Below are 15072 nucleotides of genomic sequence, written 5' to 3'. Positions count from 1 at the left end.
CACAAGTAAATTACTGGTGAGTATAATGTTCATCAACAGGGAGGCCGAGCTGTCCCTGCTGGAGGAGAGGTTTGGGGGAAACAAAGCGGAGTTCATCGTAGTTTACGGGAGGAGAAGGGTTGGGAAGACGGCCCTTCTCCTCGAGTTCCTGAGGAGGAACGGCGGAATCTACCTTCTCGCGAGGGAAACCAGTGAGACCGAGAACCTGAAACGCTTCTCCCAACGAATGGCGGAGCACTTTAACGACGGCTTTCTCGCCAAGAACCCCTTCCAAAGCTGGGACGCCCTCTTCGAGTACCTCGCTCAAAAAAGCGCTGAGAGGCTTGCGGTCGTTATTGACGAGTTCCCGTATCTGGTGAATGCGAACCCCGCCCTGCCCTCGATTCTTCAGGAGTACTGGGATTTGAAGCTCTCGCGGGGCAGAATCTTCCTCGTAATCTGCGGTTCGAGCGTCTCGATGATGGAGAAGCTACTCGGATACAAAAGCCCAATCTACGGCAGGAGGACCGCACAGCTGAAGGTGTCTCCCCTGGGCTTCTTCAAGGCGAGGGGTTTCCTGCCAAAGTATTCGCTTGAGGACTTCGTTAAGGCCTACGGAATCCTCGGGGGAACGCCGGCTTACCTGCTTGAGTTCGACGACTCAAAGACCATCGAGGAGAACCTCAGGGCCTACTTCCGCCCGGATTCGTTCCTCTACGGCGATGCGCGCTTCGTCCTCATGGAGGAGCTTGAGGAGCCTAGGAACTACTTCGCGGTTATGGAAGCGGTAGCGGGGGGAAAGACGACGCTCGGCGAGATAATCAACGAGACCGGCCTCGAGCGCGGAACCGTGGCCAAGTACCTGAGCGTTTTGATTGATTTGGGCTTCGTGAGGCGCGAGCTTCCCGTTACCGCGAGCAGAAAGAGCAGGAAGGGGCGGTACTACATAGCCGACCCCTACTTCGCCTTCTGGTTCCGCTACGTCCACCCGAACGTGGACTTGATAGAGACCGGACAGGGAGATTTTCTGGTGGAGCTTGTGATGGAGAACCTGAGCGAGTATCTCGGCTGGGTTTTCGAGGATATTGCCAGGCAGTTTTTAATCGAGCTGAAGGGGGCTGGAAAACTGCCTTTCAGGTTCACGAAGATAGGCAGGTGGTGGAGAAAAGGAGAGGAGATTGATTTGGTTGCTTTGAACGAGCGGGAAAGGCGGGCGCTCTTTGTTGAGGTCAAGTGGAAAGAACTGAGTGAAAGGGAAGCGAGGGGAATTTTGAAGGAGTTGGAGAGGAAGGCGGAGCTTGTTGGGCTGGAAGGCTGGGAGCACTATTACGGCTTGGTTGCTAAGAGCGTTGAGGGGAAAGATGAGCTGAGGGAAGAGGGATTTTTGGTCTGGGACTTGGAGGACTTCGAAAGGCTTATTGGTAAATCCGTAAACAGGTAGACTGTGGAGGGATAACAAGATGGTAAGCAAACATATCGCAAGGTCCTATGAGCGAAAGCTCCACGTACCTGAGGGCATCCTCGGAAGAAAGAAGAAAAAAGCGACTGTACATGTGACGAAACGCGTGCGAGAGGATGCGACGCTACTCGCAGAGAAAGATCATTTGCGTGCTCTTCTGGAAAAACACGGAATAAATGTTGATAAAAATCTCGAAAAAGCAATAGAGGAGCCCATATATATATTCTCTTCACCACCCGGGCAAAAACCCATACAATAAATATGAAACGAAAATCAGAGTGGCTGCACCCACAGAAGAAGATGCCGCAAAATACACCACACTCCTCCAGATAATTTCGATCCCGCTGGCAGCAAGAACTAAAAGCCATACAAAACCATCCGTCGCCCTCAAACACGCCATGTGGCCGGCCGTTGATAGGAGAGGAGACCCAAAAATAATTGTTGGAGTTGATGAGGAACCAAATCTTGAGAAAAAAATGAAAAAACGATATACACATACACGGGGTATTCTCTGCTCCCATTCGAAGAGTTCAAAGAAAAGGCGCTAGAGCAGGCCGCCAAAAATATATACAGCGAATTGAGAGACCACCTGGGCAAAGATATCAGTCCAGTAGAATTTGTAGAATTTGTAAAAAAGGCGGCGGATGCCGCCGAAAAGATCGTAGAAGAAAAGAAAAGAAGAGCGAGCGGAACAGGATTCCAACCAATTGATGGGGATTTAGAAAAGATTCCAGAATTCACTGAGACAATTCGCATGATCGCAAAAATGATGCCGGAAGAATACTTAGGACCACCAAAGAAACCAACCTTCCCGGAGACGAAGAAGATAGTTGAGGAGCCAAGGAGGGCAACAAAAGTAAAAATCAATCTTACCCTCGCCGCCCGCGAGCTCCTCGGCCTGCTCTCCGGCTTGAAGCTTGCCGGCTACTCCGAAAATGCCTTGGAGAACCTCAGGCTGGAGCTTGAGAGGCGCATCGACGGACTAATCGAGAACCCCGAAGAAAACCTCGAACTCATAGGCCTCTACACCGCCGTCCTGAAGCTCGCCGAGAAGGGAGAAATCGAAAAGGCTGAGGAATTTCTGCGGGGCTTATAGTCACGCTCCGGCTCTCATGGCCTCAAACAGCGCCTCGAGGAACAGCTCCACGTCTTCCCTCTCGTTGTAGAGATGAGGGGAAACCCTTATCCCGTAGTGGCCGAGAACACCACGGTGGCTGACGGAAATTCCCTCCGCGACGAGCCTCTGGTAGAGCGCATCCTCCGCGCTGTAGTCCAGCCCGGTCTTTATCGTCACTATCGGCGAGTCCGTCGAGAAGACGTCGAGGCCAAGGGCCCTAACCTCATCGGCGACAATCTTTGCGAGCTTGGTGTTGTGGCGCTCTATCCTATCGATTCCCAGTCCGTTAATCAGCCGGAGCGACGCGAGAAGTGCCGAGGCGATTAGGTACGGAGGTCCTCCGCCGAAGTCTAGCTTTCTGATTCCTTTCGCGGGCCTCAGCTCGCCCCAGGGGTCCTTCTCCGGCAGTCCCCACCAGCTGCCCCAGTCCCCTGTTGGCGGTTCGTTGTTGAGCAACCCCGCTATTGGCTTGGCCTCCTCAAGTAGTTCATCAGAGGCGTAGATTAACCCCGCCCCGGTGTCCGGGCTGATGAGCCACTTCTCCGAGCCGGCGGAGAGGGCGTCCACGCCTTCCTTCTCAGGAAAGAGCCTCAGCGAGCCGAGGTGCTGAACGGCATCAACTATCAGCCACGCGCCGTGTTCGTGGGCGATTTTTGAGAGTTCGCTCAAATCAATCCGCTCGCCGATGACCCAGTTTACGGAGCTGAGGACGACCGCGAAGGTGTTGTCGTCTATAGCTTTCTCGATATCTTCAAGGCTGTGGAGGCCGTTCCTGTTCTCAACAACGCGGAGCTCGAGGCCGAATCGTTTGGCATAGCTCTTGAGAAGCGCTGGAATCGTGGGGAACTCGGTGTCGAGGGAAACCAAGTTCTGCCCCCTCTTCGGCTCGAGGGCCAGCAGGATTCTCCTCAGCCCCTCTGTGGTCTGAATCGAGAGGCCGACGTTCTCGGGCCTGACCTTCATTAGTCTTCCAGCTTCCCTCTGGAGGGGCTTTAAGACAAGCTCGTCCATGTAGTCAACGGAGTTCACCTCCCCGTTGAACTCTATCACGTCGCTCAGGAGCTTTGTCGCTTCAAGAAGGGCCGTCGAGGGCATCAATCCGGTGCTCGCGGTGTTGAGGTAGGCTTTGAACTTCTCAAGGGCCGGAAAGAGGTTCCGCATCATGGGTATCGCCGTCTAAGATTCAATGAACAGGATTTAAAGGATTGTCATGTTCGAAACCCTTTTAAGTGCAGAACCCACCTAAGTACTTAGGTGGGTTGTGTGGGAAGAGGTAGAGAGATATTTTTCACGCCCAAACCAAGGGACGATAACCTGTTCGGTAGGAACAAAGAGCTTGAAAAACTTCTCTCCTATCTCCACGATGGTGTGTGGGTCGCGGTTCTTGGCCCGAGAATGGTGGGTAAAACGAGCCTCGCCAAGTCCGCGGTCAGGAGGTATGTACAAGATAAAAACTCAATGGGCATTTACATAAACGTTGCAAGTTGCGGTAGCTTTGGAGAATTTTCTCGCAAGGTGGTGGATAGCATAGAAACCGCGTTTAAGGCCATGAAATCCCAAAGGAGGCTGAAAAGTATTAGTTTGGGCGTTTATATTTCTGACCCTGGAGGCATACTGAAGACCGGAATTCAATTCAACGTGGACTTTGAGCGGGGAAGGAGTGCCGTTAGGAACTTCGTGTCGGCTGTGAACTCACTGCCCCCAGACACCGTTATTATCCTCGATGAGATACAGGAAGTGAGGAACAGAAAAGACATTCTCCTAAGGAGTTTGTGGGAAATCTACAACGAAAGGCCCGATTTGAGGATAATCTTTACGGGTTCATACTCAGGGGTTCTTAAGGCCCTGTTTACAGCAGGGAAGAAAGAGGCGATGTTCGGCAGACCCCCAGAGCAGCTGGTTCTTAGCCCATGGCCCGTTAAAACTGCGGAGGAGTACCTGTTAAAGGGCTTTGAGGAATGCGGGATAGAATACGGGCACTCGGAGATTGCCGACGCAATAATGACACTCGGCACGCTTCCCGGCTGGCTCACCCTCTACGGCTACAAGAGATGCAGGGGAGAACCTCACGAGCGTGCAAAGCGCCTTGTAAGAGATGAAGCGGTCCTGAAGGCAAAGAGGGAGCTAATAAACTATGTTTCAACGAGAACTGAGCCTTACAAGACTATAAAGCTCCTAAAGTCCCTCTCAGAGGGCCCGAAGAGGTGGAGTGAACTGAAGGCCGTTAGCAGACTGTCCGAGCCAGCCCTCTCCGAGGTTCTGGAACAGCTCACTGAGGAACTCGGCGTCCTAAAGAAAAACGAGCTGAATCGAGCCAACGTAACCTACGAGTTCGTTAATGAGCTGTATCGGGAGGCGGCCAAGTACCTGAGTACCGCAGAAATTGAGAAGAGATGAAGTCGGGGCATCAAATAACAGCCGGAACGCCCGGAATCCTCGGGAAGGGCTGGACCTCTGCTATGTGCTCCGCCCCGACGATGTAGCGGATTAACCTCTCGATTCCTATCCCTGCCCCGGCGCTTGGCCTCAGCAGACCGGCTTTTGCCACCTCAAGGTAGGGCCTGAAGGCCTCTTCGCTCAGACCGGCCGAGCGTATCTTGGCCAGTATCTTCTCGTACTCCCACTCCCTCTCCCCACCGCTCGAGACCTCGCCGTAGCCTTCCGGGAGATAGAGGTCGTAGTTCCTCCAGGTTCCGTCAACTTCCCTGTCGTAGAACTCCCTCGGGATTCCAGTTATCCAGAAGGGCTCCTCAAGGGCTCTGCTGGCTTCCTCCTCGCTTCCAAACTCCTCACGGATTTCTTCAATGGTAAAGCGCTTGAAGGGCCTCTTGGGCTTCGGAAGCTCCCTCTCGAAGGACTCCCAGACTACCGGTCTGAGCTCGCGGAACAGGCCGACGATGAGCTCCTCGATTAGGCCCATAACGTCGTCCATGCTCGCATGGGCAATCTCCATGTCGAGCTGGGTGAATTCGTAGGCGTGCCTTCCGTCGTCCGCCTCTTTTCCTTCGAGCCTTATGTTGGGCGAGAGGACGAAGAGCTTATCTATTCCCATCGCAACGGCCATCTGCTTGTGGAGTATCATGCTGTGCGTCAGTCTAAGTCTTTCCCCGTAGACCTCGACCTCAGGTGGCCTTAATGCCTCTTCGGCGGCGGGGTCCGGCCAGAGGGGGTCGGTTATCGAGCTGAGCACTATAGGCAGCAACCAGCGGAAGCCCTTCTTGGACAGCTCGCCCGTGAGGTAAGCTACTGCCCTCGTCTGAACCTCGGCAATAGGGTCAAGTTTCCTGCTTACGATTTGGAGGGCGTTCATATCAATCACCCAATTTTCGTCAGAGTGCCTTCGGGTTTATTGCCTTTGTGCAGAAATTTTGGGACGGAAGTCAAATTTTGACATGAGTTTTTAAGATATTTTGGAAATTAGACGAGTTTTCTTGAATTTATTGACAGATTGTGCACCAACTACCAAAGATGGGGAAAAGCTTAAATTATTATCCCGCTCAAGATTATCTTGGTGAGGATAATGTTTGTCAACCGAAAAGATGAGCTAAAGTTCCTCGACTCGCTCTACCGCTCAGGAAAAAAGGAGGTCCTGATCCTCTACGGGCGCAGGCGCGTTGGGAAGACCGAGCTCGTGAAAAGGTTCATTGAAGGGAAAAATGCAGTTTACTTCTTAGCCGACAGGGACGGGCTGGAGTCGAACGCGAGGAGGTTTTACAGGGAAGCCGCCGAGGTTCTTGACCTGCCAAAGGTTGAAGTTAGGGACTTCAGGGAGGCCTTTGAACTCCTGAAGCTCAAGGCTCCCGAAAGGCTCGTCGTCGTTATAGACGAGTTTTCGTACCTTTTGCTTACCGATAAGAACGCCCCGGCGGTTTTCCAGCACGTCATAGACGAAATCCTTGACGAGGGGTTCTTCCTCATTCTGAGCGGGTCGATAATCGGCCTGATGGAGGGACTTATGGAGTACGGCAACCCCCTCTACGGCAGGAGAACGGCACAGCTCAAGCTTAAGCCCCTCAACTTCTTCCACGTCCGCGAGTACTTCAAAAACTCACCGATTGAGACTGTCGTGAAGATATACTCGGTCACCGGCGGCGTTCCCATGTACTTCAGGCTCTTTGAGGGGAGAAACTTCGAGGAGGAGCTCCTGAAGGTGGCCTTTTCGCCGACGTCAATCCTCTACGAGGAGCCAGAGTTCATTTTGAGGGAGGAGCTCGGCGACGTCCACCGCCACTACCTGATTCTTGAGGCGATTGCCCTCGGGAGGCACAGGGTCAGCGAGATTGCCAGCTTCGCGGGAATCGAGGCCAAGGACATGCCGAAGTACCTGAGAACCCTAATCTTCCTCGAACTCGTGAGGCGCGAGGTTCCTGTTACCGAGCCGGAGAGGAGCAAAAAGGCGCGCTACTACCTCAACGACAACTTCTTCGCCTTCTGGTTCAGGTTTGTTAAGCCGAACAGGGGGAAGATAGAGCTCGGAACCTTTGAGATGGACTGGGATGAATTCAACACCTACGTGGGGAGAGCCTTCGAGGATGTTGCCAGACAGTTCATCATTGAGCTGAACAGGGCTGGAAAACTGCCGTTCCGCTTTACAAAAATCGGCCGCTGGTGGCGGAAGGGTGAGGAAATCGATTTGGTCGCTTTGAATGAGAGGGAGAGGAAGGCCCTGTTTGTTGAGGTCAAGTGGAAGGGCTTGAGTGAGAGGGAAGCGAAAGGAATTTTGAAGGACCTGGCGAGGAAGGCAGAGCTTGTAGGGTTGAACGATTGGGAAAGGTTCTATGGACTGGTGGCAAAGAACGTTGAGGAGAAAGAAGGGCTGAGGAAGGAGAGCTGGCTTGTCTGGGACTTGGAGGAGTTTCCCTAATTGGAACAATGAAAAACCTTTAAATAGTATAATTGCGATTATATAATTATGATTACACAAAAGTTCGTTGACAGAAAGGCGGAGTTAACGACCCTGCGGAAAGTCTTCAAAAAGGGCGCGCTGATTATCGTCTACGGCAGGAGAAGGGTTGGAAAGACGAGACTCCTCGTTGAGGCTTCCAGGGGGTTCAGAACCCTTTACCACCTCTGCAAGGAGGAAGAAGTTAGTGAGACCCTGAGAACGCTCAACGCAAAGCTTTTCTCACTCACGGGCGATGAATCACTGCTGAGGCATCCAGTACGCTCATTCGATGAGTTCTTCGAGAGACTGCCGGAGGACGTCGTGGTAATCTTTGACGAATTCCAGATTCTGGTCAAAAACCACCCCAGAATCCTTGGCGTCCTTCAGGAGCACCTTGACTTCCGGGGAAGCGGGAGCATCGTCCTCTGCGGTTCGAGCGTCTCGATGATGGAGGAGCTCGTTTCCTACGGCAGTCCAATCTACGGGAGGAGAACTCTCTCGCTCAAGGTCGAGCCCCTGAAGTTCAGCCACATCGGCGAGTTCTTTCCGAACTACAGCCTCGAAGACCTCGTCAAGGTCTACGGCATGGTAGATGGAATCCCTGAGTACCTGCTTCGCCTCGACCCGTCTCTTTCCCCGGAGGAGAACGCGCGGGAGGAGTTCTTCGGGAGGGGCTTCCTCTACGATGAAGCCGAATACCTGCTCCGATACGAGCTCCGGGACCTGAGCACCTACAACACGATTCTGGAGGCGATAAGCTATGGCCACCGCTCGTTCAACGAGCTGAAGAACGCGACGGGGCTCGACGGCTCGAAGCTGACGCGCTACCTCAGCATACTCATGAACCTTGGCATCGTTGGCAGGGAAGCCCCCGTTACGGAAAAGCCGAAGAAACGGGCAAGGAACTCGCGGTATTTCATACGGGACAACTACTTCGCCTTTTACTACACGTTCGTTTACCCGTTCAAGGAGGGGATAGAGATTGGAATGCCTAATGAAGCGCTGGAGCACTTTGAGAGGAACTTCAACCGCTACCTCGGCTGGGTCTTTGAGGATATTGCCAGGCAGTTTTTAATCGAGCTGAATAAAGCTGGAAAACTGCCGTTCCGCTTTACAAAAATCGGCCGCTGGTGGCGGAAGGGTGAGGAAATCGATTTGGTCGCTTTGAACGAGAGGGAGAGGAAGGCCCTGTTTGTCGAGGTTAAGTGGAAGGATTTGAGTGAGAGGGAAGCGAGGGGAATTTTGAAGGACTTGGAACGGAAGGCGGAGCTTGTAGGGTTGGACGATTGGGAAAGGACCTGCGGACTTGTAGCTAAGAAGGTTGAAGAAAAGGAAGAGCTGAGGAAAGAGAGCTGGCTTGTATGGGATTTGAGAGACTTCGAGAGGCTGAGGGAGGTGGAGAAGCTTTAGCCCATCAAAAGATACCGTTATAACCCCCTGCGAGAAATACTTACGGTGAACCGAATGGGCGTCTACATCTTCAAGCCCGAGGATTTGATACGCTACGGCTCGGCAAGGCCTGAGCAGATGGAGCTCCTGAAGGAAGAGGTCCTCGGAAAGAACGACGTACTAATCGCTGGAACGAGCAGGAGCGGAAAGACGAAGCTCGTGGAGGCGTTACTCCACTACGTCCCAGACGACTGGAAGGTGGCCGTTGTTACTGCCTACGGCGAGTTCAAGCCCTTCAAGCCGAACATCGAGGTCATTGATACCGCCTTCGACCGGCGCTCCACCGACGAGAGGACTGGGGAGGTAATAGAGAGACTGAAGAAACTCAACCCGGACTACGTGGTTATAGACACCCTCCACACCGTCAGCGTCCCGAGGATTCTCGATGAGCTGATAGACGACTACGCCTTCATCGTCACCTCGCTGGCGATGAGCGACGACTTAAAGGCCGAAGTCATGCACTGGCTCGGGATAGACGAGAAGACCTTCGACCGCTTCGACGTTCTCGTCGAGCTGAGCAGGGACTGGAGAACCGGAATGAAGAAGATAAACAGGATTTACAAAATAGAGAACGGGGAGTTAAAGCCCCTGCTCTGATTTCACTTCTTCCTCAGCTCTTCTATAACCTCTCTGAGGTTGTCGAGCATCTCGCGGATGTCGTCGAAGGTCATGTAGCCCATGTTTCCAATCCTGAAGGTCTTCTCCGCCACGCTTCCGTAGCCCTTGGCGAGCTCAAAGCCCCTCTCGCGCATGGCGTTGTAGACGTCAACTCCCTTCATTCCCTCGGGGACGACGACGGCCGTTATCGTCGGGCTCTCGTAGCCGGGCTCAGCAAGGATTCCGAGACCCATCTCCTTGACGCCCTCGCGTATCATCTCGCTCCTCTTCCTGTACATGTCGAGCCACTCCTTCTTTCCGCCCATCTTCTCGATTATCCTGAGAACGACGTTGAGGCCGAATATCTGCGGGAGCGGTGGGGTTGACGGCGTTCCCTTCTTCTTCTCGTTGAACTTCTTGTAGAGAGGCAGGTCGAAGTACCAGCCACGCTCGGGCATCTTCTCGGCTATCTCAAAAACGCGCTCGCTCACAGCCGCAACCGCGAGTCCCGGCGGGACGCCGAAGGCCTTCTGACTGCTCGCGAAGACGAGGTCGATGCCCCACTCGTCGAACTTTATGTCAGCTCCGCCCATTGCGGAAACCGCATCAACGAAGAGGAGCTTATCGTGCTCGTGGACCACTTTGGCCAGCTCGGGAAGCGGGTTAAGAACACCGGTCGAGGTCTCGTTGTAGGTTATCGTGACCGCGTGGACGTCGGGGTTCTTCCTGAGGGCGTCGTCCAGTTCCTCGGGCTTTATCGCGTAGCCGGGTTCCTTCTCGAGGATTACTGCCTTCCTTCCGTTGGCCTCGACGACGTCTGCGAAGCGCTTTCCGAAGGCGCCGATGATTGTGACGAGGACCTTTCCACCGCGCGGGACGGTGTTTCTAACGGCCGACTCCATGAAGCCGGTTCCCGAGCTCGGGAAGAGTATTATCTCGCCCTTGTCGGCCTCAAGGAACTTCTTGAGTCTCTCGAGGGTGTCAACGTGAACGGCCTTCGCCTCGGCCGAGCGGTGGCTGAACATCTGCACGCTCATTATCGCGAGAACCTCTGGGAAGCACGCAACCGGTCCGGCCGTAAAGAGCTTGTACTTCGGCTTCACCATCTCGTAGACTTCCCTGTAAGCGTTCTCATACTCCATGTCGAAACGGAGCTCCATTCCAATCACCTCGAAGCGTGTTGATGGAAGACGGTAAAAAGTCTTCGCTCGACAATTGCATGAAAAATCTGAAACTAAACGCACCCATCGGTTCGGCTTTCGAAAAACTTTCGGGGGCCAAACCCTTTTAAGTCAAGTGCGTAACGTTCAGAAGGTGGTCTGGTGGAGCGCAAAAGGCTCGCCGGGATTCTGCTCCTCATCGCCTCGGCCTTCACGGGAACGATTGCATTTCGCCTCGCAACCCCCGCCATAGCATTCTACACGCGAGACATTCTAAGGGCGAGCATGCTCGCGGTTTCCCTCGTCTCGATGTCCTTTGTGCTTGCGAGGGCCTTCTCGTCCGTCCTCGGCGGTCTCGTCCTTGAGCGGGGCAAGAAACTCGTCTACCTCGGAGCGATAGCGATGATGGGGAACGCGGTAGCCGTTCAGCTCTACCCGCTCACGTCGAGCTGGCTTCAGGTCGTTGGAATAAAGCTCCTCAATGGCTTTCTCAACGGAATAAGCTGGCCGATGGCCCAGTTCGTTTTAGCCGTAACGACGCCGAAGGAGATAAGGGCGCGCGTTACCGCGGTTTACTTCTTCTTCGGAAGTATAGCGTCTCTCCTCGGCAACTACGTCTACGCCTACACGGTTGGGCTCGGTTTGGCCGGCCAGATGTGGATTTCCTCGGCGTTCTTCGTCCTGACGGGCATTATAATGCTCCTCAGCTACTACCTCCTCTTCGACCTGATAACGCCGAGGAAGAAGAAAACGCCGGACGGCGAGAGCCCGAGCCTGAACCCGAAGAGGGTTCTAACGATTGCCTCGCTGATGGCGGTTATAGTGGCCTTCACCTCGGGCGAGATAACCTACGTCTACGTCTCGGAGGCTCTGGGGCTGAGCAAGGAGAGAACCGCAGTTTTGCTCGGCTGGACGGGGTTCCTCTCGGCGTTGCTCAGCTACTTCGTCTCGTGGCTCGCCGATGTGAGGAGCGAGGCGAGGATGGTGAAACTCACAGCGTTGCTCGCGGGAATATCGCCGATTTTAGCGTCGATAAAGACCGCACCGACAGTTTTCCTTGGAATTTTTCTGGCCCTTTTCGCCTTCCAGAGCTTCAGGCCGATTTCGCGGAAGGTTTTAGCTTCCTACCACCGCTCCTCGCTCGCGATAGGCGGCGTGAACGCGGTTCAGAACCTCTCGACCTTCATCGGCGGAATGCTCTTCGGCTTGGCTTACTCGCTCGGGGAGGTCCACTTTGGACTAACCCTCCACCTCGCGCTCCTGACCTTCCTGCCCTTTTCGCTCGGGCTGATAATCGAGGGGACGAGGGTGAAAGATGGGTGAAAGTCCAAAACTTTTATAAGGGGCTCAAACGGCTTAAGTTCAGACCGGTTACGCTCATTTGGAGGTGAGATTATGGGACTTAGACCAGCGAAGATTGATAGGGACGTTGACAAGCCCGCTTACACGAGGAGGGAATACATACGCGGTGCTCCGGGACCGAAGATAACGATATTCGACATGGGCAACCTCTCTGCCGAGTTCCAGTACGAGGTCAGCCTCCACGCCGAGCAGGCGATGCAGATAAGGCAGAACGCCCTTGAGGCGATTCGTATTCAGGTCAACAGGTACCTCCAGAAGAACGTTGGAAGGAGCAACTACCACTTCAAGATCCGCGTTTACCCGTTCCAGGTTCTCAGGGAGAACCCGATGGCCACCGGAAGGAAGGCCGACCGTTACGGAAACGGTATGCGCAGGCCCTTCGGAAAGCCGATTGGATTGGCGGCTCGCGTCAAGAAGGACCAGAAGATACTCACCGTCTGGGTCAACGAGAACCACCTCAAGTTCGCCCTCGGTGCCATGCACAGGGCCAAGATGAAGCTTCCCTACAGCGCCTACTACAGGATCTACGACAGGGAAGGCAACGACGTCACCACCAAGGTTCTCTCCACGATGAAGCGCTGAAGGTTTTCCTTTTGCTTCTTTGTCCCCCGTTTGTTCGGGTTTGACGATTTCTCTCAAACCAACGCCGTAAGTATCTCCTCGCCCTATTCTTGATCGGTGATGCTATGAACCCCCGAGTGATAGGTTCGGTTGCTCTGGTAATCCTCTTGGTTTTTGGGCTGGCAGGCTACGTCGGCGCCTTTGGGGGAAAGGGAGAGGGAAGGCTTGAGTACAAGGTCTACTCGATCGAGCAGATAACCTCTGGTGCCTACAAGGTCTACGGCAATCCGAAGCTCGGTTTCTGGGTTGCCAAGGTCCTCCTCAGGAACACCGGAAACGGGCCGATAAGGAACATCAGGATCAGGTACTCGATAGACAACTACGCCCCCGAAACGGTGAAGAGCTATCCCGTTCTCGTGCCAGGGGGAGCTATCGTTGACCTCTATTACCCGATACTGTCGAGTGAGGTCACGAAGCTAACGGCCGCGACCCCCTCGAACCTCAGGATAACCATAACCTACGAGGTGAACGGGAAAACCAGGGAGGAAAGCGTAACAAAATCCCTGACGATACTGGGGGTAAACGACTTCGTCTTCTCTTCCCTCGCGCCCGAGGAGAGCACGGGGAGTTTTTACGACACCTTCAGCAACGCCCCCCTCCTGGCTGCGTGGGTAACGCCGAGCGATCCTGTGGTGAGGGAGTTCGCGGATCTGGGGAACAAACTGGCCGGTGGAGCCGGAGCGAGCCTGAGCGATGAGGAGGCCATAAAGAGTCTCAGCGGCATGTGGGAGCTGGCGAGGTTGAACGGTTTTTCATACAAGACTGAGGCCGAAGGTTATTGGACCGGAAAGTTCTCCGAGCACATAATGTTTCCCAGGGACGTGATACGGGACAAGAGCGGAACGTGCATAGACCTCGCGCTGTGGTTCTCCTCGCTGGCCATGTCCCAGGGTTTAAAGGCCTACATCGTTCTGATCCCGGGGCATGCCTTCCCCCTCATCGAACTCCCGAGCGGAACGATAATACCTGTGGAAACGACGGCGATAAACGACGGCGCGTCCTTCCAGGAGGCAGTTCAGGTCGGCGTTCAGAAGAGCTGGCAGATGGCCATGAGCGGGCCCCACATCATAATAGACGTCGCGTCCCTTCACGCCTCGGGCGTCGTTCCCCCGGAGCTCCCGGAGCTTCCGGCGGACGTGCTGACCAAGTGGGGGATAAGCCTCCCGCAGAACAACGGCGGAAACGCGGGAAACCAGAACAATGGAAACGCGGGCAACACCGGGGGGAATACCGGGGGCAACGGCGGAAACAACGGAGGGGAATGGGTAGCCTACAGGGGCCAGTACTTCTCGTTCCAGTACCCGGCCGGCTGGAATGCCCCGGACGAGTACGAGGGAATGGTCTATCTCTCCAGCCCCGACGGAAACTTCGAGTTCATGGTGCTCTACTCCCAGGGGGTTGGTGTGGAGGACATGGTGAGCGCCTTTGAGAACAGCCTCGCCCAGAGCGGCGTTGAGATAAACGCCCGGCAGGAGACGCACTCGACGATTGCGGGTATGGACGTTTACACTGTTCTCTACTCGCTCTCCTCTGGACAGGGTGACTACGCAGCGGTTGCTCGCTACTTCACCGCCAACGGCCTTGGCTTTGCCGTCGTCTACGCCTTCCCGAGGAACAACGAGGAGTACAACCAGCTCGGCGAGGAGATCGTGAGCACCTTCAGGCTGGGGTGATGGGGATGAGGTGGCTCGTTCCTCTACTCCTGCTCCTGATCGTTCCCCTCGCGGTTGCCCAGGACGTTAAGATCGTCGAGTACAAGATAGACGGCACGATGAAGATGGTCGTGGACGAGGCCGGCAACGCGCAGGTTGAGGAGGTCTGGAAGTTCACCCCGAACCTCTACCTCCAGATGAAGCAGAGCTACCCGACCACGTACATGCTGAAAAGGGAGTTCGAGAACAAGAGAACCGATACTCAGTACGAGGGGATGAAGATCGAGTGGGACGACACGAACAACAGGATCACCTCAACTTACACGATGCTTGGGGCGGCCATAAACAGGGGATCCCACTGGGAGATAAAGGTCGGCGGCAAGGACACCACCCTCTCAGCCCAGAACGGGAACACGCTGGTGCTGACGACCGTTGAGCCCATACTCGGCGGTCAGGGCAGGCTCGTTGAGACGATAACCCTGGTCCTGCCGAAGGGGGCGAAGAACATCAGGTTCGAGGACGGGATCGTCAAGTACGAGCTTCCATCTGGGGGAGGAAGGAACCCCGTCTACCTCGGCCTCGTTGCGGTTTCCCTCGTTGGCCTCGTCGTCCTCAACTTCCCCAAGAGGGGGTGAACATGCTCGCGAGGGTCAGGAGGGAGCTTGTGGATTACATAGTGAAGGAAACAAACCTCAACAGAGAAACCGTCATCAAGGTGCTCCGGGCTGAGGAGAGCTTCATAATGAAACAGATCAGTGAGGCGATGAAGGAGCGCCCCCGCTGATTTTCTT

At 54.6% G+C, this 15072-nt stretch carries 15 protein-coding genes; 12 read left to right on the top strand and 3 right to left on the bottom strand.

Annotation, left to right across the window (positions count from 1 at the left end; translation table 11 throughout):
* Positions 1-25: 25 nt before the first annotated feature.
* From TAM4_RS07110 to TAM4_RS07100, 3 genes are all read left to right on the top strand, one after another.
* Positions 26-1420, top strand: a complete 1395-nt coding sequence (locus TAM4_RS07110) for an ATP-binding protein (protein WP_014122562.1) — start codon at positions 26-28, stop codon at positions 1418-1420.
* Positions 1421-1439: 19 nt separating this feature from the next.
* Positions 1440-1697 (top strand): hypothetical protein, encoded by a 258-nt coding sequence (locus tag TAM4_RS07105; protein ID WP_048150220.1) that lies wholly within the window; start codon positions 1440-1442, stop codon positions 1695-1697.
* A 318-nt stretch (positions 1698-2015) separates the two neighbouring features.
* Positions 2016-2534, top strand: a complete 519-nt coding sequence (locus tag TAM4_RS07100; protein ID WP_148258646.1) for a hypothetical protein — start codon at positions 2016-2018, stop codon at positions 2532-2534.
* Here the strand turns inward: TAM4_RS07100 and TAM4_RS07095 are convergent, their stop codons facing one another.
* A complete protein-coding gene (locus TAM4_RS07095) occupies positions 2535-3719 on the bottom strand; it encodes an aminotransferase class V-fold PLP-dependent enzyme (protein WP_014122560.1) in 1185 nt (394 codons plus the stop codon).
* Between the two features lie 99 nt (positions 3720-3818).
* On the opposite strand from TAM4_RS07095, the gene TAM4_RS11520 reads away from it, so the two are divergent.
* Entirely contained in the window at positions 3819-4952 is a 1134-nt protein-coding gene (locus tag TAM4_RS11520; protein WP_052306400.1) for an ATP-binding protein, read from the top strand.
* Between the two features lie 10 nt (positions 4953-4962).
* Here TAM4_RS11520 and TAM4_RS07085 read toward each other — a convergent pair whose 3' ends face one another.
* Entirely contained in the window at positions 4963-5865 is a 903-nt protein-coding gene (locus tag TAM4_RS07085) for an asparagine synthetase A (protein WP_014122558.1), read from the bottom strand.
* A gap of 210 nt (positions 5866-6075) precedes the next feature.
* Here TAM4_RS07085 and TAM4_RS07080 point away from each other — a divergent pair, with 210 nt between their 5' ends.
* From TAM4_RS07080 to TAM4_RS07070, 3 genes are read left to right on the top strand one after another with little or no spacing between them, the layout of a single operon-like run.
* Positions 6076-7419, top strand: coding sequence for an ATP-binding protein (locus TAM4_RS07080; protein WP_014122557.1), 1344 nt, complete (start codon positions 6076-6078; stop codon positions 7417-7419).
* 48 nt (positions 7420-7467) lie between these two features.
* The gene (locus tag TAM4_RS07075; protein WP_014122556.1) at positions 7468-8850 is read left to right on the top strand and encodes an ATP-binding protein; all 1383 of its coding nucleotides are present in this window, start codon (positions 7468-7470) and stop codon (positions 8848-8850) included.
* A gap of 54 nt (positions 8851-8904) precedes the next feature.
* Positions 8905-9486: a type II/IV secretion system ATPase subunit gene (locus tag TAM4_RS07070; protein WP_014122555.1), complete on the top strand. Its 582-nt coding sequence runs from the start codon at positions 8905-8907 to the stop codon at positions 9484-9486.
* Between the two features lie 2 nt (positions 9487-9488).
* Here the strand turns inward: TAM4_RS07070 and TAM4_RS07065 are convergent, their stop codons facing one another.
* The gene (locus TAM4_RS07065) at positions 9489-10646 is read right to left on the bottom strand and encodes an alanine--glyoxylate aminotransferase family protein (RefSeq protein ID WP_014122554.1); all 1158 of its coding nucleotides are present in this window, start codon (positions 10644-10646) and stop codon (positions 9489-9491) included.
* Between the two features lie 162 nt (positions 10647-10808).
* Here TAM4_RS07065 and TAM4_RS07060 point away from each other — a divergent pair, with 162 nt between their 5' ends.
* The 5 genes from TAM4_RS07060 (at position 10809) to TAM4_RS11760 (ending at position 15065) form a co-directional block, all read left to right on the top strand.
* Positions 10809-11969 (top strand): MFS transporter, encoded by a 1161-nt coding sequence (locus TAM4_RS07060; protein ID WP_014122553.1) that lies wholly within the window; start codon positions 10809-10811, stop codon positions 11967-11969.
* Between the two features lie 72 nt (positions 11970-12041).
* Positions 12042-12590 carry a 50S ribosomal protein L16 gene (locus TAM4_RS07055; protein WP_014122552.1) on the top strand — a complete coding sequence of 183 codons (549 nt, stop codon included), beginning with the start codon at positions 12042-12044 and terminating at the stop codon, positions 12588-12590.
* Positions 12591-12694: 104 nt separating this feature from the next.
* On the top strand, positions 12695-14302 hold the full coding sequence (locus TAM4_RS07050) for a hypothetical protein (protein ID WP_014122551.1): 1608 nt from the start codon (positions 12695-12697) through the stop codon (positions 14300-14302).
* On the top strand, positions 14302-14916 hold the full coding sequence (locus TAM4_RS07045) for a hypothetical protein (RefSeq protein ID WP_237702068.1): 615 nt from the start codon (positions 14302-14304) through the stop codon (positions 14914-14916). The genes TAM4_RS07050 and TAM4_RS07045 overlap by 1 nt, the downstream gene beginning before the upstream one ends.
* Positions 14917-14918: 2 nt before the next feature.
* Positions 14919-15065, top strand: a complete 147-nt coding sequence (locus TAM4_RS11760; RefSeq protein WP_014122549.1) for a hypothetical protein — start codon at positions 14919-14921, stop codon at positions 15063-15065.
* Positions 15066-15072: the final 7 nt, after the last annotated feature.

Source organism: Thermococcus sp. AM4, assembly GCF_000151205.2.
GTDB lineage: Archaea > Methanobacteriota_B > Thermococci > Thermococcales > Thermococcaceae > Thermococcus.
This window is presented reverse-complemented; position numbering and strand designations above follow the sequence as displayed.

Excerpts from the sequence above, each read along its gene's own strand:
- TAM4_RS07110 (WP_014122562.1), top strand. The coding sequence starts at position 26 with ATGTTCATCAACAGGGAGGCCGAGCTGTCCCTGCTGGAGGAGAGGTTT.
- TAM4_RS07105 (WP_048150220.1), top strand. The coding sequence starts at position 1,440 with ATGGTAAGCAAACATATCGCAAGGTCCTATGAGCGAAAGCTCCACGTA.
- TAM4_RS07095 (WP_014122560.1), bottom strand. The coding sequence starts at position 3,719 with ATGATGCGGAACCTCTTTCCGGCCCTTGAGAAGTTCAAAGCCTACCTC.
- TAM4_RS07085 (WP_014122558.1), bottom strand. The coding sequence starts at position 5,865 with ATGAACGCCCTCCAAATCGTAAGCAGGAAACTTGACCCTATTGCCGAG.
- TAM4_RS07080 (WP_014122557.1), top strand. The coding sequence starts at position 6,076 with ATGTTTGTCAACCGAAAAGATGAGCTAAAGTTCCTCGACTCGCTCTAC.
- TAM4_RS07075 (WP_014122556.1), top strand. The coding sequence starts at position 7,468 with ATGATTACACAAAAGTTCGTTGACAGAAAGGCGGAGTTAACGACCCTG.
- TAM4_RS07070 (WP_014122555.1), top strand. The coding sequence starts at position 8,905 with ATGGGCGTCTACATCTTCAAGCCCGAGGATTTGATACGCTACGGCTCG.
- TAM4_RS07065 (WP_014122554.1), bottom strand. The coding sequence starts at position 10,646 with ATGGAGCTCCGTTTCGACATGGAGTATGAGAACGCTTACAGGGAAGTC.
- TAM4_RS07055 (WP_014122552.1), top strand. The coding sequence starts at position 12,042 with ATGGGACTTAGACCAGCGAAGATTGATAGGGACGTTGACAAGCCCGCT.
- TAM4_RS07050 (WP_014122551.1), top strand. The coding sequence starts at position 12,695 with ATGAACCCCCGAGTGATAGGTTCGGTTGCTCTGGTAATCCTCTTGGTT.
- TAM4_RS07045 (WP_237702068.1), top strand. The coding sequence starts at position 14,302 with ATGGGGATGAGGTGGCTCGTTCCTCTACTCCTGCTCCTGATCGTTCCC.
- TAM4_RS11760 (WP_014122549.1), top strand. The coding sequence starts at position 14,919 with ATGCTCGCGAGGGTCAGGAGGGAGCTTGTGGATTACATAGTGAAGGAA.